23 protein-coding genes, 2 tRNA genes and 1 pseudogene are annotated in these 21,655 nt (G+C 65.5%); 9 read left to right on the forward strand and 17 right to left on the reverse strand.

Going from position 1 to position 21,655, the window contains the following annotated elements; translation table 11 throughout:
- Position 1: 1 nt before the first annotated feature.
- Together EU800_RS12515 and EU800_RS12520 are read right to left on the reverse strand one after the other, a co-directional pair.
- Positions 2 to 793, reverse strand: coding sequence for a creatininase family protein (locus tag EU800_RS12515; protein WP_129632748.1), 792 nt, complete (start codon positions 791 to 793; stop codon positions 2 to 4).
- Between the two features lie 61 nt (positions 794 to 854).
- Complete coding sequence (locus EU800_RS12520) at positions 855 to 1,640, reverse strand: transporter substrate-binding domain-containing protein (RefSeq protein WP_129632749.1); 786 nt, start codon at positions 1,638 to 1,640, stop codon at positions 855 to 857.
- A gap of 154 nt (positions 1,641 to 1,794) precedes the next feature.
- On the opposite strand from EU800_RS12520, the gene EU800_RS12525 reads away from it, so the two are divergent.
- Positions 1,795 to 2,748, forward strand: coding sequence for a LysR family transcriptional regulator (locus EU800_RS12525; protein WP_165354650.1), 954 nt, complete (start codon positions 1,795 to 1,797; stop codon positions 2,746 to 2,748).
- A 73-nt stretch (positions 2,749 to 2,821) separates the two neighbouring features.
- Here the strand turns inward: EU800_RS12525 and EU800_RS12530 are convergent.
- Both EU800_RS12530 and EU800_RS12535 read right to left on the reverse strand, forming a co-directional pair.
- Positions 2,822 to 2,908 (reverse strand) — tRNA-Leu (locus EU800_RS12530).
- A 103-nt stretch (positions 2,909 to 3,011) separates the two neighbouring features.
- Positions 3,012 to 3,341 carry a hypothetical protein gene (locus tag EU800_RS12535; RefSeq protein ID WP_129632755.1) on the reverse strand — a complete coding sequence of 110 codons (330 nt, stop codon included), beginning with the start codon at positions 3,339 to 3,341 and terminating at the stop codon, positions 3,012 to 3,014.
- A 169-nt stretch (positions 3,342 to 3,510) separates the two neighbouring features.
- Here EU800_RS12535 and EU800_RS12540 point away from each other — a divergent pair, with 169 nt between their 5' ends.
- The gene (locus EU800_RS12540) at positions 3,511 to 4,353 is read left to right on the forward strand and encodes a fumarylacetoacetate hydrolase family protein (RefSeq protein WP_129632758.1); all 843 of its coding nucleotides are present in this window, start codon (positions 3,511 to 3,513) and stop codon (positions 4,351 to 4,353) included.
- A gap of 97 nt (positions 4,354 to 4,450) precedes the next feature.
- Positions 4,451 to 5,884: an aminotransferase class V-fold PLP-dependent enzyme gene (locus EU800_RS12545; protein ID WP_165354651.1), complete on the forward strand. Its 1,434-nt coding sequence runs from the start codon at positions 4,451 to 4,453 to the stop codon at positions 5,882 to 5,884.
- A gap of 53 nt (positions 5,885 to 5,937) precedes the next feature.
- On the opposite strand, the gene EU800_RS12550 is transcribed toward EU800_RS12545, so the two are convergent.
- Positions 5,938 to 6,537 (reverse strand): nicotinate-nucleotide adenylyltransferase, encoded by a 600-nt coding sequence (locus EU800_RS12550; protein WP_129632836.1) that lies wholly within the window; start codon positions 6,535 to 6,537, stop codon positions 5,938 to 5,940.
- 132 nt (positions 6,538 to 6,669) lie between these two features.
- On the opposite strand from EU800_RS12550, the gene EU800_RS12555 reads away from it, so the two are divergent.
- The 3 genes from EU800_RS12555 (at position 6,670) to EU800_RS12565 (ending at position 10,129) form a co-directional block, all read left to right on the forward strand.
- Positions 6,670 to 7,626 carry an MBL fold metallo-hydrolase gene (locus EU800_RS12555; RefSeq protein WP_165354652.1) on the forward strand — a complete coding sequence of 319 codons (957 nt, stop codon included), beginning with the start codon at positions 6,670 to 6,672 and terminating at the stop codon, positions 7,624 to 7,626.
- Positions 7,627 to 7,715: 89 nt separating this feature from the next.
- Positions 7,716 to 9,371 carry an energy-dependent translational throttle protein EttA gene (gene ettA / locus EU800_RS12560; protein ID WP_129632767.1) on the forward strand — a complete coding sequence of 552 codons (1,656 nt, stop codon included), beginning with the start codon at positions 7,716 to 7,718 and terminating at the stop codon, positions 9,369 to 9,371.
- Between the two features lie 5 nt (positions 9,372 to 9,376).
- Entirely contained in the window at positions 9,377 to 10,129 is a 753-nt protein-coding gene (locus EU800_RS12565) for a hypothetical protein (protein ID WP_129632770.1), read from the forward strand.
- Between the two features lie 492 nt (positions 10,130 to 10,621).
- Here EU800_RS12565 and EU800_RS12570 read toward each other — a convergent pair whose 3' ends face one another.
- Genes EU800_RS12570 through EU800_RS12580 form a run of 3 tightly spaced genes read right to left on the reverse strand, consistent with a single transcriptional unit; the run spans position 10,622 to position 12,683 of the window.
- Positions 10,622 to 11,410, reverse strand: coding sequence for a metal ABC transporter permease (locus EU800_RS12570; RefSeq protein ID WP_129632772.1), 789 nt, complete (start codon positions 11,408 to 11,410; stop codon positions 10,622 to 10,624).
- Positions 11,410 to 12,183 (reverse strand): metal ABC transporter ATP-binding protein, encoded by a 774-nt coding sequence (locus EU800_RS12575; protein ID WP_242500552.1) that lies wholly within the window; start codon positions 12,181 to 12,183, stop codon positions 11,410 to 11,412. The genes EU800_RS12570 and EU800_RS12575 overlap by 1 nt, the downstream gene beginning before the upstream one ends.
- Positions 12,180 to 12,683 (reverse strand): Fur family transcriptional regulator, encoded by a 504-nt coding sequence (locus EU800_RS12580; protein ID WP_129632774.1) that lies wholly within the window; start codon positions 12,681 to 12,683, stop codon positions 12,180 to 12,182. The genes EU800_RS12575 and EU800_RS12580 overlap by 4 nt, the downstream gene beginning before the upstream one ends.
- Positions 12,684 to 12,758: 75 nt before the next feature.
- Here EU800_RS12580 and EU800_RS12585 point away from each other — a divergent pair, with 75 nt between their 5' ends.
- Positions 12,759 to 13,706 (forward strand): zinc ABC transporter substrate-binding protein, encoded by a 948-nt coding sequence (locus EU800_RS12585; protein ID WP_129632777.1) that lies wholly within the window; start codon positions 12,759 to 12,761, stop codon positions 13,704 to 13,706.
- Positions 13,707 to 13,716: 10 nt separating this feature from the next.
- Here the strand turns inward: EU800_RS12585 and EU800_RS12590 are convergent, their stop codons facing one another.
- The 8 genes and pseudogenes from EU800_RS12590 to EU800_RS27525 form a co-directional block, all read right to left on the reverse strand.
- Positions 13,717 to 14,649: an AEC family transporter gene (locus EU800_RS12590; RefSeq protein WP_129632780.1), complete on the reverse strand. Its 933-nt coding sequence runs from the start codon at positions 14,647 to 14,649 to the stop codon at positions 13,717 to 13,719.
- A gap of 3 nt (positions 14,650 to 14,652) precedes the next feature.
- Positions 14,653 to 15,450 (reverse strand): MBL fold metallo-hydrolase, encoded by a 798-nt coding sequence (locus EU800_RS12595; protein ID WP_129632783.1) that lies wholly within the window; start codon positions 15,448 to 15,450, stop codon positions 14,653 to 14,655.
- Positions 15,450 to 16,265 carry a TatD family hydrolase gene (locus EU800_RS12600; protein ID WP_207209901.1) on the reverse strand — a complete coding sequence of 272 codons (816 nt, stop codon included), beginning with the start codon at positions 16,263 to 16,265 and terminating at the stop codon, positions 15,450 to 15,452. Before EU800_RS12600 ends, EU800_RS12595 begins: the two co-directional genes overlap by 1 nt.
- 14 nt (positions 16,266 to 16,279) lie before the next feature.
- A complete protein-coding gene (locus EU800_RS12605) occupies positions 16,280 to 17,419 on the reverse strand; it encodes a DNA polymerase III subunit delta' (RefSeq protein WP_129632786.1) in 1,140 nt (379 codons plus the stop codon).
- Positions 17,416 to 18,078 carry a dTMP kinase gene (gene tmk, locus EU800_RS12610; protein ID WP_129632789.1) on the reverse strand — a complete coding sequence of 221 codons (663 nt, stop codon included), beginning with the start codon at positions 18,076 to 18,078 and terminating at the stop codon, positions 17,416 to 17,418. Before tmk ends, EU800_RS12605 begins: the two co-directional genes overlap by 4 nt.
- Complete coding sequence (locus tag EU800_RS12615) at positions 18,078 to 19,232, reverse strand: D-alanyl-D-alanine carboxypeptidase family protein (protein ID WP_242500553.1); 1,155 nt, start codon at positions 19,230 to 19,232, stop codon at positions 18,078 to 18,080. Before EU800_RS12615 ends, tmk begins: the two co-directional genes overlap by 1 nt.
- A gap of 21 nt (positions 19,233 to 19,253) precedes the next feature.
- Entirely contained in the window at positions 19,254 to 19,931 is a 678-nt protein-coding gene (locus tag EU800_RS27520) for an SPOR domain-containing protein (RefSeq protein ID WP_242500554.1), read from the reverse strand.
- A gap of 101 nt (positions 19,932 to 20,032) precedes the next feature.
- Positions 20,033 to 20,405: pseudogene (locus EU800_RS27525) on the reverse strand (SPOR domain-containing protein); the annotation flags it as partial.
- 312 nt (positions 20,406 to 20,717) lie between these two features.
- Between EU800_RS27525 and EU800_RS12625 the strand changes: the two are divergent.
- Positions 20,718 to 20,805: transfer RNA gene (locus EU800_RS12625), tRNA-Ser, on the forward strand.
- A 240-nt stretch (positions 20,806 to 21,045) separates the two neighbouring features.
- On the opposite strand, the gene EU800_RS29030 is transcribed toward EU800_RS12625, so the two are convergent.
- Complete coding sequence (locus EU800_RS29030; protein ID WP_371685627.1) at positions 21,046 to 21,504, reverse strand: HGGxSTG domain-containing protein; 459 nt, start codon at positions 21,502 to 21,504, stop codon at positions 21,046 to 21,048.
- On the opposite strand from EU800_RS29030, the gene EU800_RS12635 reads away from it, so the two are divergent.
- Positions 21,470 to 21,655: transposase (locus tag EU800_RS12635; RefSeq protein ID WP_129632801.1), on the forward strand; the 186-nt coding region annotated here is incomplete at its 3' end. The two genes, EU800_RS29030 and EU800_RS12635, sit on opposite strands and share 35 nt — an antisense overlap.

Raw genomic sequence — 21,655 nt, forward strand, 5'->3', positions numbered from 1 at the left:
CCTAGTGATGATCTTTGCGTTCGAGGATCGGCAGTGCACGGATCTCGCGCACCAGTGCCAGCGTCTCCTCGATGGCGGATTTCAGGAACTTCGCGCCGGTTTCGGGGTCGGCCACGGTCGGGTCGCCCATCGTTCCGTCCGGCGAGACCTCGGACCACCAGCGCATCAGCATCGCCTTGCCGCCGCCGCGGGCAAGGTCGAGGTTGAAGAAGCGGCTGTCCGGATCGTGCAGGTTCTGCTCGGTCGCCTTATCGAGATGCACATGCTCGGGGTGCAAATGGGCATACATCGCGGCCTCGAACTCTCCGGCATGGGCGATACCGCCGATCCGGGACTTGCGGTCCGCGTTGATTCGGTCGGCACAGAGGTTCCAGTAGGAGGCCGAGACGCAGATTATGCCAGCCTCGATCACCGTCTTGCGCGCGGCGAGGTCGAGCACCGGATGGTTGGATCCGTGCGAGTTGAGCAGCAGGATGCGCCGGAAACCGTGGTGGGCGAGTGATTTGGTGATGTCGGTTACGAAGGCGATCAGCGTCTCGGGCTGAATCCAGATGACGCCGGGAAAGTCCTTGTGGTGCTCGTTGAAGCCGTAGGCGACCGGCGGCATCACGAAGACCTCGTCGGGCGCCGCCGCGGCCACGCCATTGGCCACGGCCATTCCCAGCACAGTGTCGGTGTCAAGCGGCATGTGGGGGCCGTGGTCCTCGGTGGCCGACACGTTGAGGATCACCACGCGATCCTTGTCCGCATCGCGCACCTCCTCCCATGTCAGCTTGCCGTATTCGGGCGTCATGACGAGCCTCGTTCAAACAGGGGGAATGGTCCGCCGGGCAGTGCCGGCGGACCGGACGCGGTCAACGGATGTCGGCGCCGATCCACTCCATGGCGATATCGACATAGGTGCCGTCTTCCATCATGGAATCGAGCGCCTCCTGCATCGCCGCGGCAAGCTCCGGGTTGCCTTCGCGGATCGCGATGCCGGCACCGAATTCATCGGTCTCGAAATCCTCGATCATCGCGAATTCCTGGCCCTTCTCGGTCATCGCCAGGATCGCCGCGATCGAGTCGTTCACGATCACGTCGACCCGGCCGTTCTCGAGCTCGAGCAGCAGTTCGGGCAGGCCCTTGTAGGTGTTGATGTCATAGCCCTGCGCACTGGCCCACTCCTCGTGGGTCTCGCCAAGCGTCACGCCGACCTTGGCGTCGCCGAGCTGGCTGACGGAGGTGAATTCGGAGCCGGGCTTGGTGAAGATCGCGCGCTTGGTGGTGTAGTAGGGGCCGACGAAATCGACGACCTTGTCGCGCTCTTCGGTGATCGTCATCGAGCCGACGATGGCGTCATACTTGTTGGCCAGCAGGCCGCCGATGATGCCGTCCCAGGCGGTGGTGACGATCTCGGCCTCGAGCCCCATCCGCTTGGCGATCTCGGTGCCGATGGCCGGGTCGAACCCGACGACCTCGTTCTGGTCGTTGACGAAGTTGAACGGCGGGTAGGCGCCGGACATGGCGATCCGGATCACACCCTTTTCCTTGAGCGTCTCAAGCTCGTCGGCAACAGCAGGCGATCCTGCCACGAGGCCGGTGAGTGCAAGGCTGCCGGCTGCGGCAGCGGCTTTCAAAAACATTCTGCGCTTGGTCATCTGTCTCTCCTGTTGGATCTTTGGCACTGGTTCTCCCGCGTACTGCGCGGCCAATGGCGAAACGACGGTTCAAACCGCCTTGACAAAAAGCTTGCACGGCCGGAGGCATCGAGCAAATAAATAATACGAATTATCATCATAGAAGAGATCGATAGTGAGGCCCTACGAACAGCGTTTCCCCTGGCAGCTCGACTGGAATCTCCTGCGGACATTCATGGTCGTTGTCGAACAGCGCGGCATCTCCCGCGCCGCCAGCTTCCTCGGTCTGAAACAGCCGACCGTCTCGGCAGCGCTCAAGCGGCTCGAAGACGCCACGGGGAAGACGCTGATCGTCCGGAAGCCACATGAATTCAAGGTGACGCAGGCTGGACGGATGCTCTACACGGAATGCAGCTCGATCTTCGGAACGGTCTCGCAGCTTCCTTCCCTGCTCGAAGTGGGCGGCGAGGTCCTGCGCGGCCACATCTCCGTGGCGATCGCCAGCCATGTCATCTCGACCCATTTCGACGATGTGTTGCACGCCTTTTCCCAGCAGAACCCGCAGGTCACCTTTTCCTTTGCCGTGGCCGAGAGCGAGGAAATCCGTGCCCGTATCAGCCAGAACCGCGCCAGCCTCGGGATATGCCTGCTTCAGGAGATCCCGTCGGGTCTTGAGGCATCGATCCTCTACAGGGAATATTTCGGCCTGTTCTGCGGCCCGCGCCACAGGCTCTTCGACGCCGAGTCGATTGCGCTTTCCGATATCGAGGGCGAACCCTCCGTGTCGTTTCAGACAGAGACGGAGGACGGACCGCTGGACCCCGTTGCACGCCTGCGGGCGCGGGCGAAGATCGAAACCGGCTGGAGTGGCGTCTCGGCCAATCTTCACGAACTCCGCCGGATGATCGTCGCGGATATAGGGATCGGAGCGCTGCCGCTGCACGTTGCCCGACACGATGTGGATTTCGGCAAGTTGCGGCAACTTCCGCCCTATGACGAACTCCCGCTGATCAACATCTACCTTCTGACCAACCCGAACCGCAGGCTGTCCGCTCCTGAAGCGGCGTTCCTGTCGTCCTGCCGCCAGATGATTACAAAGACGCCGCTTGAGGAAAGGACCTACCAATAACCCGGGACATCGGCTCTCCTTCGGCGCCACACAGTGCGTGACGGCCGCCTGGGCGACAAGTATTCCGGGAAATTGGTGCGGTCGAGAAGACTCGAACTTCCACGGGAGTTACCCCACAGCGACCTCAACGCTGCGCGTCTACCAATTCCGCCACGACCGCACGTGATCAGGTAGGCCGCGCGTAGATAGCGAAGCGCGGGGAAGATGAAAAGAGGGAACGTGAAGTTTTTTCGTCCCCTCCGCGCACTCCGTCAGACGCGGCGCTAGCGGGTTAGTGCCCAGGGCCCTTCCGAGCCCACGACGAGTTGCATTGCGTCCCGGTAGGCCGTCTCGCGGGAGGTCGGAACCGGTGCCGGCCAGCGGCCGTCCGGACCGGGGGCGCCGGTGAGTTCGGGGATGTCGTCGCGGCTTGTGCCCGTCCCGAGCTGCGCTGAGCGTTCCGCGGAAGCGCTTATCCGCCGCGTGGTGTCCGGCAGGATGGCTTCGCCGGAGGGATTCGGCCCGAACGGTTCGCAGCCCGCCAGCACCAGCCCGGCCAACATGAGCCCGGCCGCTGTCCGGGCGGCCGCCAAATTGCATGTCCTGCTCCGCATCGTCACACCTCCTGACCGCGGCCGACGAAAAGGCGCCGGCGTCCCCAAACAGACTAGCGCCAAGGATGCCGCCGGGACAGCGCCAATATCTGCGCCAATCGCCGAAACCTCGGCTTGCGCCCGCGGGCCAGCTATGTCCTTGTCCGGCCGAATAAGAATGGAGAATGCGATGCGACTCTTGCGGATTGGCCCGGCGGGCCGGGAACGGCCGGCGATGCTGGCGGCAGACGGGACGCTGCGGGATATCTCGGCAGTGCTGCCGGAGCTCGACGGCGCAGCACTCGCACCGGATCGGCTCGCGGACCTTCGCGCGCGCGACCCGGCTGACTTTCCGGTCGTCGAGGGCGCGCCGCGCATCGGCCCCTGCGTCGGCGGTGTTGGCAAGATCATCTGTATCGGGCGCAATTATGCCGAGCATGCCGCAGAGACCGGCTCCGAGCTCCCCAGCGAGCCGATGCTCTTTTCCAAGGCGGTCAGCGCGATCACGGGGCCGATGGACCCGGTGCTGATCCCGCGCGGCGCCGAGCGCGTCGACTGGGAAGTGGAGCTCGCCGCGGTGATCGGTACCGAGGCGCGCTATGTTCCGGAGGCCGAGGCGATGGCGCTTGTCGCGGGCTTCTGCATTCTCAACGACGTCAGCGAGCGCGACTGGCAGAAGAACCGCGGCGGCCAGTTCGTGAAGGGCAAGTCGGCCGACAGCTTCGCGCCGTTCGGTCCCTGGCTCGTCACTGCGGACGAGGTCCCGGATTGCCAGGCGTTGCGCCTTACCCTGACGGTCGATGGCGAGAGCCGGCAGGATGGCACCACGTCCGACATGGTCTTTCCGGTCGCGCATCTGGTGAGCTACATTAGCCATTTCATGTCGCTCCAGCCGGGCGACGTCATCGCCACCGGCACGCCCGCGGGCGTTGGCCTTGGAATGGACCCTCCGACTTTCCTCCGCGAGGGGCAGGTGATGGAAGCCACGGTCGAAGGGCTCGGGCGGCAACGGAACGTGATCGGGCGCGCCTAGGCGCAGCCAGTCGGGTCTGAGAACCGTCCGCAACCAATTTCCATGGAATGCGCCGGGATTCCGGTTAGCATTCCGGGACATGGAAATGGGGGGCAACATGGAAAGACCGATTCCGCCGGGCGGTGGCCTCGACGAGGCGCAGGCACGTGCCCTGGATACCGCCGCGCGCGCCGCGTCGCGCTATCGCGCGGAACTGCCCGGATACCCCGCGCGTCCGACCCTGTCGCTCGACGACGCGGCTGGACGGTTCCTCGACGCGCTTCCGGACGAGGGACTTCCCGGCGATGAGGTCATCGAGGACATTCTGCGCAAGGCCGAGGGGGGCGTGCACAAGATGGCCGGCCCGACCTTCTTCGGCTACGTGCTGGGCGGGTCGCACCCGGTTGGTGTCGCGGCCGACTTCCTGGTATCGGCGTGGGGGCAGAACGCCGGGTCGGCCTACGAGACCCCCGCGATCACCGGCATGGAAAGGGCGGTCTGCGACTGGGTCATCGACCTTCTGACCCTGCCTGCCGGCAGCGGTGCCGGCCTGGTGACCGGGGGCACGGTCGCGAACATGGTCGGGGTCATGTCGGCCAGGAATGCGCTGCTGGCTGCCCGTGGCTGGGACGTGGAGGCCGACGGGCTTTTCGGAGCGCCCGAGATTCCGGTCCTGATCGGCCGGCACGCGCATTCGGCGCCGTTCGCCGCCTTGCGCTACGCCGGCCTCGGTGCAAGCCGCGTCCACCTCGTCGATACAGACGAGGAAGGCAGGATCAGGCCGGATGCCTTCCGCGCCGCTCTGGAACGGGCTCCGGCGCCGCCGCTGGTCGTCCTGCAGGCCGGCCAGATCAACACCGGCGCCTTCGATCCTTTCGCCGAGCTGATCCCCCTCGTGCGCGATGTCGGCGGCTGGGTGCATGTCGACGGGGCCTTCGGCCTGTGGCTGGCGGCGGTGCCGGAGCTGGCCGACAGGCTGGCCGGAGTCGCCGAGGCGGACAGCTGGGCGGTCGATCTGCACAAATGGCTCAACGCGCCTTTCGACGCCGGCATGGTGATCGTGAAGGACCGTGCCCCGCTCGTCGCCTCGATGTCCGCGCGCGGCGCCTATCTGCCCGACACCACGGCGCATTGGGAACCGAGCGACTCGACGCCGGAGCTCTCGCGGCGCGCGCGCGGCGTTCCCAGCTATGCCATCCTGCGGACTCTCGGCCGGACCGGCCTGCGCGAGATGGTAGCGCGCCATTGCCGCCTCGCGGAGCGGATCGCCAGGACCGTGGCGGCGGAGCCCGGCCTGCATGTGCTGAACCGGATCCACAGCAACCAGGTTGCCATGACCTGTGGCGAGGGCGCGGAGGGTGACGCTCTCACGATGCGGGTTCTGCAGCGGGTCCAGGCGCGCGGCCGGGTCTATCCGACGCATGGCGAATGGGCCGGCCGCAAGATCATCCGGGCCTCGGTAATCGGCTACGCCATGCAGGACGCCGATGCCGATCTTCTGGCGTCCGAGATCATCGACGCGCACCGGTGGTGCGTCAGCAATCCGGACTGACGCGCAAGGCTGCCTCGTCGCGCCGGCCGGACCTGTGGGTACGAGAGGATGTCCTAACGCCAGTCGCCGCGCGCCCGGATTGCGCTGGAGGAGACCTCCAGCATCGGCATGTTGCAGAAGCACCATGCCGGTGCCTGCACGAACGGCAGGCGCCGGCTCTCAGAGGCGGGGAGGCGCCAGTGTCGGCCGAACCTTGCCGCAGGCGCGTTGAGCGCCGCCATCCGCCCGCCGGGCCTCGCCAGTACGCCGACCGGGACATTGGCGAGGATCCACGTCCAGTTGTCCCAGCGGTGGAACTGCGCAAGATTGTCCGCTCCCATGAGCCAGACGAAACGCCTGTCCGGGAAGACCTTCATCAGGGTCATCAGGGTCGCGGCCGTGTAGCGCGTGCCCAACCGCGCCTCCAGATCGGTTATTGTAACGGCCGGATGCGCCATCATTGACCGCGCCGCCGCCAACCGACGCGCCAGCGGCGCCGGCCCGTGCGGCTTGAGCGGGTTGCCGGGGCTGACCAGCCACCAGACCCGGTCGAGCCCGAAGCGCTTGAGCGCCTCGCGAGTGATGTGGACATGTCCTTCGTGCGGCGGATCGAACGACCCGCCCAAAAGGCCGATCGCCTGGCCCGGAGCCGCGTGGGGAAGGTCGTATCTCAAGGGGGGCAAGGGCACCTTCCTGCTCGGGTCACATCCGCCGACTTGTGATTCCGTTAACGGCAGGTGTCAATCTCGGGCTATCCTCCATCCAGCCGCCCATTGCACGAGGCGGATATCTTCAGGGAGGACATGATGAAAAGACGACAGTTCCTGATCGCTGTTCCGGCGACGCTCCTCACAGCCGCAGGGGGCGCGTTCATCCCGCTCAGGGTTATCGCGGCCGACGGAGGCGTCCAGGTGACCGCGGCGCAGCGGTTCAAGGTGGGCGACATGCTCGTTACCGCGCTGTCGGACGGCTTCCTGCCGCTCGATCCGGCGTTGATGAGTGGCGTCGACGCAGACGGCGTGAAAAGCCTGGTCGAGCGCGCGCACCAGGACCCGGCGGACCTTCACGGCTCGGTCAACGCCTACCTGGTCGAGACCGGCGGCGAGACCTGGCTGATCGACGCCGGCGCCGATGGTGTCTTCGGCCCGACGCTCGGCGGGGTGGTCGGTGTGCTGAACGCGCTCGGCAAGGATCCGGCCTCCGTCACCAAGCTGCTGATCACCCACATGCACGGCGATCACATCGGCGGTGCCCTGACCGATGGCGCGCCCACTTTTCCCAACGCCGAGATGGTCGTGACTGAGGCCGACGTTGCCTTCTGGACGTCCGACGAGATCCAGGCCCAGGCGCCCGAAGCATTCCGCGGTGCCTTCGATCTCGCCAAGGGCGTGATCGCCGCCTATGGGGACCGCGTGAGCCAAATCTCCGGCGAGGCCGAGGCCGCACCCGGCATCACCGCCCGCCCGCTGCCGGGCCACACCGTCGGCCATACCGGCTACGTGCTTGAATCAGGCGATGACAGCCTGCTGGTCTGGGGCGACATGGTCGTCGTTCCGCCCGTTCAACTGGTCAAGCCGGATGTGACGACGATCTTCGACACCGATCCGGAGCAGTCCGTCGCCACCCGCACTGAGACGCTGGCCGCAGTCGCGGAGTCCGGCCAGATGGTGGCCGGGATGCACATGCCCTTCCCCGGAATAGGCTATATCGACACCGCCGACAACGGATACGCTTTCACTCCGGCGCTCTGGCAGTATCTCTGACGCCGGTCCGGCCTGACCGACGCGATTGAACTGCCGCGCGGCACCCGCTAGATCAGGCCGGACCCAGAGATTCGTCGCGGAGATTGAACATGGCCTCCTACCAGTATGTCTACCACATGGATGGCGTCTCCAAGACCTATCCCGGTGGCAAGAAATGCTTCGAAAACATCCGTTTGAGCTTCCTGCCCGGGGTGAAGATCGGCGTCGTGGGCGTCAACGGCGCCGGCAAGTCGACGCTGATGAAGATCATGGCCGGTCTCGACAAGGATTTCACGGGCGAGGCCTGGGCCGCCGAGGGGGCCCGCGTCGGGTATCTCTCCCAGGAGCCGCAGCTCGACGAGACTCTCACCGTCCGCGAGAACGTCATGAAGGGCGTGCAGGCCAAGAAGGACATCCTCGACCGCTACAACGAGCTTGCGATGAACTACTCGGACGAGACGGCCGAGGAGATGGCGCAGCTTCAGGACGTGATCGACAGCCAGAACCTCTGGGATCTCGACTCCCAGGTCGACGTGTCCATGGAAGCGCTCCGCTGCCCGCCCGACGACGCCATGCCCGCCAACCTCTCCGGCGGCGAGCGTCGCCGCGTCGCGCTCTGCCAGCTCCTGCTCGACGCGCCCGACATGCTGTTGCTCGACGAGCCGACCAACCACCTCGACGCCGAAACCGTCGCCTGGCTCCAGCAGCACCTTATCGACTACAAGGGAACGATCCTGATCGTCACCCACGACCGCTACTTCCTCGACGAGATCACCGGCTGGATTCTGGAACTCGACCGCGGCCGCGGGATCCCCTACGAGGGCAACTATTCCGCCTGGCTCGAACAGAAAGCGAAGCGCCTCGAACAGGAGGCGCGCGAGGACAAGGCCAAGCAGAAGACGCTGGAGCGCGAACTCGCCTGGATCCGGCAGGGCGCCAAGGCGCGCCAGGCCAAGTCCAAGCACCGGATCGCGGCTTACGAGGAAATGGCCAACCAGAGCGAACGCGAGAAGGTCGGCCGCGCCCAGATCATCATCCCGCACGGTCCGCGCCTCGGCGGCAAGGTCATCGAGGTCGAGGGCCTCTCGAAACACTACGGCGACAAGCAGCTCATCGAGAACCTCTCCTTCTCGCTGCCCCCGGGCGGCATCGTGGGCGTGATCGGGCCCAACGGTGCCGGCAAATCCACGCTCTTCCGCATGCTGACCGGGCAGGAAGAGCCCGATTCCGGTTCCATCACGCTCGGCGACACGGTTCAGCTCGCCTATGTCGACCAGTCCCGCGACTCGCTCGATGCCGGCAAGACGGTCTGGGAAGAGATCTCCGGCGGCGGCGAGGTGATCGAGCTCGGCGACGCCCAGATCAACTCCCGCGCCTATTGCGGCGCCTTCAACTTCAAGGGCGGCGACCAGCAGAAGAAGGTGGGCCTCCTCTCGGGCGGTGAACGCAACCGCGTCCACATGGCCAAGCTCCTCAAGGAGGGCGGCAACGTCCTGCTGCTCGATGAGCCCACCAACGACCTCGACGTCGAGACCCTCCGGGCGCTGGAAGACGCGCTGGAAGATTTCGCCGGCTGCGCCGTCATCATCTCCCACGACCGCTTCTTCCTCGACCGCCTCTGCACCCATATCCTGGCCTTCGAGGGCGAGGCGCATGTGGAATGGTTCGAGGGGAATTTCGAAGCCTATGAGGAAGATAAGGTGCGGCGTCTTGGGCCGGAAAGCGTGGAGCCGAAGCGGGTGAAGTATAAGAAGTTTACGAGGTAGAGTTGGTGAGACTTCCAATCTACAATCCAAGACCAGTTGCTGACCGCCAACGCGAGCGACTTATTAAATTGCTTTCAAATCTACTCAATGAGAGGCTCACTCGGCTTAATCAAAATGTTCCACCGGACAACATCGTTCTTTCCAATGCAGAAGTGAAAGAGTTGAACGCCCTGATCGGCGAAATATCCACTGACCGATCATTCTTCACGGCATTGAGCTTTGTCGACGGCCTTGCTGGCCGTATTAAAATTGGAGAGGAACAGCTGCGAGAGCTATATTTATCCGAACGACGAAGGAGGGGATATTCGCGAGCCGTCTCATCGAACCAATGGCATCAGTTCATTACAAGATTAGGAATGCACTCGGGCGATCTTTCCACTTTGATTAGGGCTGCAGCGCCCATGCCTTTTGAGCATTTCCTTCGTATGGAGCGGCGGGTACTTTCACACTTCAAAATTTCAGAAGACGTTCAAGAGTACTTGCTCGAATTGATGGCGAGAAAGCGCCAGGCCATAGAGGCGCTCCGAGAGCAGGCATCCAATTTCCGGGACTTGGTGACGGATACAGGCGTAACCGATCTTACCAAAGCGATCCTCAAGCAGCTTGGCGAAAAGCGCGACAACCTTTCCTCGAAGCAGGTTGCAGGATTAACGATTGTGATCGTTGACTCGACTACGCTATTTACAACACGCGACTGGAGCGTTTCCGGAACATTGTCGACTATGGCTGGCGGCCTAACTATGATCGTCGAAGATTAAATTTTACATCCGATTCAAGTTTCAATTTTGGAATCACCGAAAATTAGTACGGATTCGTCCGGGCAACCAGCCCGGGCCGCGCCCGACGCTCCCCCCGGGAGGGCGCATTGGCGATGTCCCACACTGCACATCCCGAGTCCGGGGCTTTAGGGATAAACTGCTCCCCACAGCCATTCCAAAGCGCCCACCCAGGGTCGGGCGCGTCCCTCTGCGCTCCGCTCGCCCTTGAGCGGCGTCCGGAGTGATCCACTTCCCCAGCTGCCGCGTGCCCCCTGTTGCGTCGCGCAACAGCTGGACACTGGCGACTCTGTGCCCAGCGGCGCGCTCCGAATTGCAGGGGAAAATTTCGATCCGTTCCCGAAGAGGCGTAGGCTCGTTTTCCCGACAAAGGAGCACGCCATGCCCTTCCTGTCCTTCCACATCAACGGTGTCGGCGTCGAGACCGCCGACCGCACTACCGGGGGTCTGATCGCCCGCCGGCTCGTTGCCGCGTTAGCGCCGCGCGGCCGCCGCCGTCAGTGACAGCACGAACAGCACCGCCGCGACGCAGACGATCGACGGGCCGGTTGGCGTGTCGAGCTGGTAGGAGAGGGCGAGGCCGCCGAGCGTGGTGAGGCTGCCGAGGCCGGCTGCCAGCATCGCCATGCTCTCGGGGCTGCGGGCGAGCGAGCGGGCGGTGGCGGCCGGGATCACCAGGAGCGCGGAGATCAGGAGCGCCCCCACGACCTTGATGGCGATGGCGATGGTGAGTGCCAGTGCCAGCGTCAGGACATATTGCGCGCGCCTCGGGTCGATGCCGCTGGCGATGGCGAGGTCCGGGCTGACGGTGGAGGTCAGAAGCGCGGACCAGCGGCGCGAGATCAGGATGAGGATCGCCGCCGCGCCGCCCCAGATCACCGCGAGATCGGCCACCGAGACGGCGAGGATGTCACCGAAGAGGTAGCCCATCAGGTCGACCCGCACGCCGCTCAGGAAGGAGACCGCGACGAGGCCGAAGGCGAGCGCGGAATGGGCGAGCACGCCGAGCAGCGTATCGGTGGCGAAACCATGGCCCGATAGCGCCGAGACGGTGAGCCCCATGGCCAGTGCCGCGACGAGGACACCACCGAAGATCGGCATCTCGAGCGCCAGCGCCAGCGCCACGCCGAGGATCGCGGCATGCGCCGTCGCGTCGCCGAAATAGGCCATCCGGCGCCAGACGACGAAACAGCCCAGCGGGGCGGCCGCGAGCGCCGTGCCGATCCCGGCCAGCGCGGCGCGGATCATGAAATCGTCCAGCATCAGATCGCGTGATCCTCGTGGTGGTGGTCGGGTTGCGGGTGGTCGTGATCATGCGCGTGGTCGTGGGTATGGCGATAGAGCGCCAGCGCGCCCTTGGTGCCGGTGCCGAAGAGCGCCCGGTATTCCGGCGCCGTGGCCACCACGTCCGGCGCGCCCGAGCAGCAGACATGGCCATTGAGGCAGATCACCCGGTCGGAAGCGCTCATCACCACATGCAGCTCGTGGCTGACCATCACGACAGCGCAGCCAAGTTCGCTCCGGACCTCCTCGATCTGGCGGTAGAAATCGGCCGAGCCGCGCTGGTCGAGCCCCTGTGTCGGCTCGTCGAGCATCAGAATATCGGGCCGCTCGAGCAGGGCGCGGGCCAGCAACACGCGCTGGAACTGGCCGCCGGAGAGCTCCGTCATCCGGCGGTCATGCAGATCCGGCAGGCCGGCGCGGTTCAGCGCCTCGGCGATCCGGTCGGCGGGCTGCGGTCGTGGCAGGGCGAGGAAGCGAGCGACCGAGAGCGGCAGGCCCGGCTCGATATGCAGGCTCTGCGGCACGTAGCCGATCCGGAGCCCCGGGGCACGGCGAATATGGCCCGCCGAGGGCCGGATCGCGCCGATCAGGGTGCGCAACAGGGTGGACTTGCCGGAGCCGTTCGGCCCCACGATGGTGACGATCTCGCCGCGGGAGATGGTGAAATCCACCTCCTGAAGCGCGACATTGCCGCCGCGGCGGACCACGAGGCCGGTTGCCTCGATCAGGGGGGACGTATCGGTCATCGTCATCGGCCGGCCTCGGTCACGCAGTCGGCGCAGAGCCCTTCCGCCTCGACAAGCACCCGCTCAATGCGGAACCCGGTCGCGCCGGCGGCGGCCTCGATCACGCCCTTGCCCGGCATTGCGACGGTCTCGGCCACTCTGCCGCAGGTCCGGCAGATCAGAAATGCCGGGACATGGTCCTCTCCCGGCTGTGTGCAGGCGATGAAAGCGTTGAGCCGTTCGATCCGATGCGCGAATCCGTTGGCGACGAGGAAGTCGAGCGCCCGGTAGGCCGCGGGCGGCTGCGCGCCGAGCCCTTCCTCCTGTAGCCGCTCGAGCACGTCATAGGCGCCGAGCGCGCGGTGCTCCTCGAGCAGGATCTCCAGCGCTCGCCGCCGCACCGGCGTGAATCGCAGGCCGGCATCGGCACAGCGCTCCTCGGCCGCTTCAAGCGCTTCGGACACGCAGTGGTTGTGATCGTGACGGGCAAAGCCCAGGGTCTCGGCAGATGGGGCAGCGAGCGGCATCGTGACTCCGATTTCGCTTGTGATGTTACACTATACCATTTATGACGGCCGAGCTGAAAAGGAAAGGACGCCGGCATGAAAACACCTAGCCCGACTGCGCTGGTCGCAGCAATCGCCTTCTGTGGCACCGCCGGGGCGGAGGTGCCGCGGGTCGCGGTGGATGTTGCGCCTGTCCAGTCGCTTGTCGCGCAGGTGATGGGGGATCTCGGGGTGCCTGACCTCGTGCTGCCGCCGGGCGCCTCGCCGCATGGCTACGCGCTACGTCCCTCCGAGGCGCGGGCGCTTGCCGAGGCGGATCTCGTCTTCTGGGTCGGAGAGGAGCTGACACCTTGGCTCGGCGACACGCTCGATACGCTCGCCGGAGAGGCCCGGCGGATCGCGCTGCTCGACACGCCGGGAACGTTGCGCCTGGCCTTCCGGAACGAGGCCGTTTTCGAAATCTTCGAAGCGGATTCGGAAGAGGGCGACTTCCATGACCATGCGGATGAAGACGACCATGACCACGCGCATGAGGGCGTCGATCCGCATGCCTGGCTCGCACCGGAGAACGCGGCGAACTGGATCGGGGTCATTGCTGCGGCGCTCATGGAAGCGGATCCGGAGAATGCCACGTTATATGCCGCAAACGCCGTGACGGCGCGGGCGCGGATTGGAGAGCTTGCAGACACGCTGACGGTGCAACTGGAGCCGCTCGTCGGCCTGCGCTTTGTGGTGTTCCACGACGCCTTCCAGTATTTCGAGACCAGTGTCGGCCTGCCCGCCCTCGGCGCGATCTCGCTTGGTGACGCAAGCGGCCCGGGTGCGGCCCGGGTCGGGCATCTGCGCGATCTGGTGCAGAACGAGGGTGTGACCTGCATCGCCGCGGAACCCCAGTTCAACCCCGCGCTGGTCGAGACCATTGCCGGCGGCGCGGAGATCCGGACGACGGTGCTCGACCCTCTTGGCGCGAATCTGGAATCGGGGCCGGATTTCTACGCGTCCCTGCTCGAAGGGCTCGCCGACGGGCTCCTTGCCTGTCGGTGAAGGCCGCGGCTCACGGCAGGAGGTGGATCCAGACCGAGCTGGTGAAGAGCGACAGCACGGTTCCGATCAGCACCGCGGAGGCAACGACGCGGCGGGCGACGCCATACATGTTGGCGAAGATATACGCGTTCACACCCGGCGCCATGGCGGCCATGACCATCGATGAGCGGAATCCGTCGTTGGGAATGTGCCGCGTCGTGCCGATCAGCCAGGTTGTCGCCGGGTGCAGGAATAGCGAGGCGATGAGTAGCCATGCAATGATGCGCAGATCGCCCTCGGGGCGGTAGTGGTAGAGCACGCCTCCGAGCCCAAAAAGCGCTGCCGGCAGTGCAGCGCGGGCCATCAGGTCCAAGGCTTCGGTGAGCGGAGCGGGCATCGGCAGGCCGGTCAGGTTGACCGCGAGCCCCAGAACGATGCCGATGATCATGTTATTGCGGAACATCGCCCCCAGCACCTTGCCGGGCAGGTCGGCGAGGCTCGAGCCGGTGGAACTCGCTCTGGCGATCTCCATCAGCGTGATGCCGAGCGCATAGCAATAGAGCGAGTTGACCGAGATGATCGCGAAATTCGGCAGCGTTGCCTCGGGGCCGAACGCCTGTTGGGTGACCGGCACGCCAAGCAGCAGACCGTTGGCGAAGAGGCCGCCGAAACCGATCGCGATGCTGTCCTCCCAGGGGCGGCGGAACAGGAACCGCGCCCCGAGCATGGCGAAGAGGAATGCGACAGTCGCGCCGCCGTAGTAACTCAGGAACAGATTTGCCGTGAGCGTCGAGAGATCGAGATCGGAGATTGCCCGGAAGAGCAGTGCCGGGATGGCGAACCCCTGGGAGAACAGCATCAGCCCGTCCACCGCACTGTCCGGGAAGAGCCGCCGGCGCACTGCCAGATAGCCGAACCCCACGACGAGGAAGACCGGCAGAATGACGTAGATCAGGCCAAGCATCGTTCAGACCCGGTAGCTGATGATCATCCCGTCATGCGCGGGGGTAACGTTGGCGGGGGTCTCGGCGGCGACGGTGTCGTAGTCCATGTCGATATGCATGTTGGTGACCACGGCGCGGTGCGGGCGGGCGCGGGCGATCCAGTCCAGTGCAAGGTCGAGATGGGCGTGGCTCGGATGTGGCTTGTAGCGCAGTGCGTCGAGGATCCAGCAATCGAGCCCCTCGAGCAGCGGCCAGGCGGTCTCGGGAATCTCGTTCACGTCGGGCATGTAGACCAGGTCTGCGATGCGGAATCCGAGCGCGCGGATGGAGCCGTGCTGGACCTCGATCGGTGTCAGGGTGATCGCGCCGGCCGCGCCCTCGATCGTGACGGGGCCGTCGATCGTGTGCAGATCGAGGATCGGCGGATAATCCGAGCCTTCGGGCTGCACGAACGCATAGCCGAAACGGCCAAGCAGGCCGGCCTGCGTGACAGGCTCGGCCCAGACGGGCAGGCGGGCGCGGCGGAGGAAGACGATCATCCGCAGGTCGTCGATGCCATGGGTGTGATCGGCGTGGTCGTGGGTATAGACCACCGCGTCGACCTCGCCGACACTGGCGGCCAGCAACTGGTTGCGCAGGTCGGGAGAGGTGTCGATCAGGACGCGGGTTGCGCGCTCACCGTCGATCCGTTCGATCAGCAACGAACAGCGCTGGCGGCTGTTCTTCGGATTGGTCGGGTCGCAGGCGCCCCAGAGGCCACCCACGCGCGGCACCCCGCCCGAGGAGCCGCAGCCGAGGATCGTGAAGCGCAGTTCGGCCATCAGGCAACGTCCCGGTAGGCAGCGGCCTTGGTGAAGAGGCGGTCGAAATTGGCGGATGTCTGGGCGGCGAAGGCGGCGTAGTCCATGCCGAAAAGCTCGGCGCCGACGCGGGCGGAGTGGGCGGTGAAGGCCGGTTCGTTGCGCTTCCCCCGGTGCGGCGGCGGGGCAAGATAGGGGGCGTCGGTCTCGGTCAGGATGCGGTCGACCGGCGCGGCGGCGAAGATCTCGCGCAAATCGGACGAGCGCGGGAACGCGGCGATTCCGGACATCGAGAGGTAGAAGCCAAGCCCGAGCGCGGCCTCGGCGAGGGCGGCACCCGAACTGAAGCAATGCATCACGCAGGAATACGCCCCGGCGGCATGCTCTTGCGAGAGAATCTGCGCCATATCCGCGTCGGCATCGCGGGCGTGGATGATGAGCGGAAGGTCGGTGCGGCGCGCCGCCTCGATATGGATCCGCAAGCTCTCCTGCTGCACCGCTGCGCTCTCGGCGGTGTAGTGATAGTCCAGCCCGGTTTCGCCGATCCCGACGAATTTCGGGTGATCCGCCAGGGCGACCAGCTCCTCGACTGTCGCGAGCGGTTCCTCCGCGGCACTCATCGGATGAGTGCCGGCGGCGTAAAAGACGCCCCTATGCGCCTCGGCGATGGAGCGGACCCGCGGCTCGAGGCGCAGCTTCGTGCAGATCGTCACCATCCGTGTCACGCCGGCCTCTGCCGCCCGCGCGATGATCTCGTCATGCTGACCGTCGAAATCAGGAAAGTCGAGGTGGCAATGGCTGTCGACGATAGGCGGATGGCTGAAATCTTGCGTCACGGGGGCTGCTCGGCTCAGGCTGGCGCGGGCAGGAGCTCTCCGGCGCACGCGTTGATCTTGAGCACGGTATCGAGCAGCAGCGCGGCAGGGTCAAGGTTCACCCCGAGCCCGTGACGGACCCGGTCGCCGATCGCCTGTGAATGCGCCGCCCACTGCCGCGCGCTGCCGGGATCCGGGCAGAGCCGGGCCATCAGCGCCGCCTCGCCGGGGACCGCCTCTGGCGTCGCCGGACCGAGCACGCCGGTGCGGGCGAGCCGTGTCAGGAAGAGGTCGATCATTCGGGCGGCCTGTTCGGCGGTACCGTCGCCCATACGGCCCGCAGCGGCCTCGGCAAAGCTGATGGCCGCCGCCCGGTCGATCCTCGGGGCGGTCGCGAAGAGGCGGATCAGCGCGGAATAGACGGTGAGACCCTCGCCCCCTGCGAGCGCCAGGGCTTCGCCAACCGACCCGTCCGCAAGCGCGACAAGCGCGTCGGTCTGCTCGGGCAGGTCGGTTCCGGTTGCGGCCAGCGCCGTCAGCAGGTCCTGCGGAGCGAGCGGGCGACAGCGCAGGATCCGGCAACGCGAACGGATCGTTGGCAGCAGGCCCGAAGGCTGATGGCTGACGAGAATGAGCGTCGTGCGCGCCGGCGGTTCCTCGAGGAGTTTAAGAACGGCATTGGCGGCGGATGGGTTAAGCTCGTCGGCGGAATCGACGATCACCACGCGACGCCCGCCATCGGCAGCCGACATGGCGAAGAACCCCTTGAGCCTGCGCGCCTCGTCGACGGTGATCTCCTTCTTCAGCCGCTTCGTCCGGTCGTCCCACGGCCGTCGCAGCAGGAAGAGCCCCGGTTCGGAGAGCGCGCGCATGCGGCGGGCGACGGGATGCTCGGGGTCGATGTCGAGGCTGGTCGGCTGTTCCGGGGCACCGAAGAGACCGTCATCCTGCTGCGGTGGCGTGGCGAGCAGGAAGCGAGCCAGTCGCCAGGCAAGGGTCGCCTTGCCGACCCCCCTCGGGCCGGTGACAAGCCAGGCATGGTGCAGGCGGCCGGAATTGAACGCGTCAAGAAAGGCGGCCTCGGCGGCCTCCTGTCCGAAGAGTCGGACAGTATCGCGGGGATGCGGCGCGCCCTCGTGCCGGTCCGGTTCCGGGGCCGTGTCCTCGGCGCTCATGGCGTTTCGGCGCGCGCGCGCAGCCCGGCCGACGCGATCCGTTCCCGCGCGCGATCCAGAACATCGGCGGCGACGACATCCGGCGGGCGCGCGCCGTCGATCACGATGAACCGTTCAGGATGGGCGGCGGCGAGTTCGAGGAAGCCTGTCCGCATCTGCCGCTGCAGGCCCTCGCCGAAATCCTCGAACCGCTCTTCGCTGCCCTGTCGCCCCTTGGCGCGGGCAAGGCCGAGATCCGGTTCCATGTCGATCAGGAAGGTCAGATCCGGCTCGAGGCCGATCATCATCTCGTGCAGCCCGTCCACTTGCGCCCGCAGATTGCCGCGGCTTTGCCCCTGGTACATCCGCGTGCTGTCGGCAAAACGGTCGGAAATAACGATGCGCCCCGCCTCCAGAGCCGGCCGGATGCGCTTCTCGACATGGTCGCGGCGGGCCGCGGTGAAGAGCAGGATCTCGGTTTCGGGTGACCAGCGATCGGGGTCGCCCTCCAGCACCAGCGCCCGGATTTGCTCGGCGCCTTCCGAGCCGCCGGGCTCGCGGGTCAGGTCGACATCGTGGCCCTCGGCTCGCAGCGCTTCCGCAAGCCGCCGGGCCTGGGTCGACTTGCCGGAGCCGTCGATGCCTTCAAAACTGATGAAAAGGCCCGTGCTGCTCTGCATCAGAAGCCCGTGGCCGATCCCGTGAACTTCTGCATCAGGACCTGCGCCGCCGTGCGCATCCGCGGAACGAAGCCGCCGCGCGAGACCGCCGACTCCGCGGTCAGCGGGATTTCCATCGCCTCGAGATCGGGCAGGTTGACGACAAGCGTTCCGATTTGTTGACCTTCGGCGATCGGCGCCCTGAGCGGCGTCTCATAGGTAATCTCGGCCTCGATCTCGCCGCGTACGACTGCCGGGACCAGGAGTTCCAGATCCTCCGGCACGATCATGCCGACCTGCCGCTGCGATCCCATCCAGACCGGCACGCTCGCCATCCGGGTGCCCTTCTCGGCAACGGTCTTCTGCACGAATTGGCGGAATGCCCAGTTGACGACGCGCTCGGCCTCCTCGGCGCGCGCCGTATCATCCGGCAGGCCGGAGATCACGAAGACGATCCGCCGGCCGCCCTGCACCGCCGATCCAACAATTCCGTAGCCCGCTTCGGAGGTGTGGCCGGTCTTGAGCCCGTCGGCACCGATGCCGAGCGAGAGAAGCGGGTTTCGGTTGTTGTGGTTGGAGGGCACGCGACCGTCATAGGCGAAGGTCGGCATGGCAAAATATCCGTAATACTCGGGGAATACCGAGATCAGCCGCGATGCCAGAAGCCCGAGATCCTGCATCGACATACGCTGGTTCGGATCCGGCCAGCCGGAAGAATTCGCGAAGGTCGAGTTGCGCAGGCCGATGGCGCGGGCGCGCTCGTTCATGAGCTTGGCAAAGGCTTCCTCGGTTCCCGCGAGGCCCTCGGCGACCACGACGCAGGCGTCATTGCCCGACTGCACGATGATCCCCTTGATGAGGTCCTCAACAGTCGGGCGATCCTTCTCGGTCAGGAACATCGACGAGCCGCCCATGCTCGTGGCCCGGGCCGAGACGGAGAACCGCGTGTCGAGCGTCACGCGCCCGTCATGCAACGCCTCGAACAGCATGTTCAGGGTCATCAGCTTCGACATCGAAGCCGGTGGCAGCGGTTTCTCGGCATCTTTTGACAGCAGCACCGTGCCGGTCGTCTGGTCGAGGATCCAGGCGGCGGAAGCGCGTGTCTCGAAGGCAGCCTGGGCCGCGGTCGCGGCGAGGCAGACGGCCAGAATCAGCAAGGCAGGTATCTTACGCATCATGGCCGTCTGTCTAACGGATCAGCCGCGGACGGGATAGGCGTCAGTGAAGCCCATTTCCTTCACTTTCTTGATCAGCGCCGCGCGGTCCACCTTGCTGTTCGAGGGGCCAGCCACGACGCGCCAGAAGGATTTTCCGGAGCTTTCCTGCTTGTAGACATGCGGCACGACGCCGTTCTGGCGCAGCGCCGTCGCGGTGTCGTTGGCGTTGGCCTCGAGCGAGAAGATGCCGATCTGGACATAGGGCTCTTCGAGTTTCGAGTTGGTCGCCCGTGCCTCGGGCGCGGCGGCGGCGGCATCGGCCACGCGCGGCGCGGCGTCGAGCGACTGCGCGGTTATCGCGTCCGTGGCGAGCGCCGATGTTCCGGCGGCCGCGGCCGGCGTCAGGCTCTCCTTCGGCTTTCGCCGGAACGGGTTCCAGCTGCGCTTGGTCTTGGCGGGTTCGATGACCTCGACAACAGGGGCGACGGCGTCGTCGGCTGCCGTCTCGATCGCGGTCTCGGCGCTCTTGATCGCGGCATCGGCGCTCTCGACCACCGCTTCGGCCCCGGCGGAGGTGTTCGCCGCCGCAAGTTCCAGATCTGCCGCAACGGCTTCTTCCGCCTTGGCGGCCTTCCGCCGGAACGGATTCCATCCGCGTTTCTTGGGCTCCGCCTCGATCGCAGCGGTCGTCGCTCCTTCGACCGAGCCGACCGCCACATCGTCCTCGGACTCAAGGGCGTCACCAGCGCTTGCAACCGCGGCGGCCGCCGCGGGAGCGGTCTCTGCGACAGGCTCTTCTGCGGGGGCGGCGACGGGCGCGGGTTCCTCGCGGCGCAGCGCCGTGACATTTAGCGTGGTCGGCGCGCCGGCGAGCATGCCGAGCGCTGCGGCGGCATCGGACGAGACCTGAAGCAGCGGGCCGGGATGCTCCCGTTCGCGCTTGAAGAGCGCGCCGATAACGAATTTTCCGTTACTGTCGTTCCGGATGATGACTCGCTCCGGGTCGGTCACGTCGGGATAGGCAACCCAGACACCGCCGAGCGACGGTCGTCCGTCCCACAGCCCCTTGTCGGTCGTCTGGAAGACCTCCGGCGCTTCGACGTCGCGTTCGACGAGTCGGCTGCTTGCAGGCCGTTCGGAAAAGGCTGTCGCCTCGCCGGCGGCATCGCCCGAACTGGCCGTATCGTCCATGCATCCGGACAGCGCAAAGGTCAGCAGTGACGCGCTGGTGAAGAGAATCCGCCTGTATCCGCCCATTTTCGCCTCATTATCCGCGTGTTCGTCACGCTGTGGTGGCCGCTGATCTGCTCGTGTTCGACCTGATTGAACCAGTTATACATGTTTGTCGTCCATCGGAAAAGTCCCGAGGGACTCATCGGCGACTTCCCGTGTCGCTCCCTCCCACCAGAGGCTTCCCAATCCGGTTCGTTGGGTCTATTCGGGAGACCCGGGTCAGTGACCCGGCAGGGATCTCGGAATGCTCCGAGCTTGCCGGATGACGACGGAAGAGTGGCAGAGTGGTCGATTGCACTGGTCTTGAAAACCAGCGAACCGAGAGGTTCCGTGGGTTCGAATCCCACCTCTTCCGCCACAATTTCACATTATTCCTTTTAATTACAGTTGATTAAACTGAATGAATGCGACATCGTCCCCCATAGAATCCTCCATTCATTCTCGGAATGCCCCAGACATTGGCTTCGACTAGGTCAGTCTAGGCGTGCATTTCGCCAGCTCGCCCAGCGCCACCGCTGTGCCATGCGAATGCGCTCGATTCCTTCGGGTGTTCGCGCCCCGGTGGCAGATTGTTGTCGTCCGGCGGAGTAGAGGCTGACTACAACTCGCTTTTTATAAGCTTTGATGAACGCCTCCACAAACGCGCACTGTCGGACGACAGAACTCGGACGGTTTTCGCCCCGGTGGACATTCCGCCATGAAACCTGCACCGCCGCTTGCCCGGTTCCGACATTGCGCGACAGGGCGTGCCTTTTCGCGTCTTTGCTCCGCACTGCACCCGCCGCTTGGCTGACTTTTCGGCCTCTTTCCGCTTCTCGCCCTGAGGTCTGAAGAGGGCTTCGAGCAAAGATTCCTCGGTTTTCAGTCTATCACCCCATCCCGCGCGCACGCGAGACGGGTGCGGAAAATACGGCAAGCCAAGCGCTCCGGCCATTCGCTCGACAGCCCATGACCGCTGATCTGAGACCCGTCTCTTCCTCCGGTTTGAAGTAGAGTCCGTCCCAAACGAGGAGACGAACGGAATGAAGAGATCACGGTTCAGCGAAGAACAGATCATCGCGATCCTGAAGAGCCAGGAGAACGGCGTGGCGACGGCGGATGTGTGCCGCGAGCACGGGATCAGCTCGGCGACGTTTTACAAATGGAAGGCGAAGTTCGGTGGGCTCGAGGTTTCGGATGCCCGGAAGCTGAAGGCGCTCGAGGACGAG

Origin of the sequence: Tropicimonas sp. IMCC6043, assembly GCF_004146235.1 — a bacterium.
Taxonomy (GTDB): Bacteria; Pseudomonadota; Alphaproteobacteria; order Rhodobacterales; family Rhodobacteraceae; genus Tropicimonas.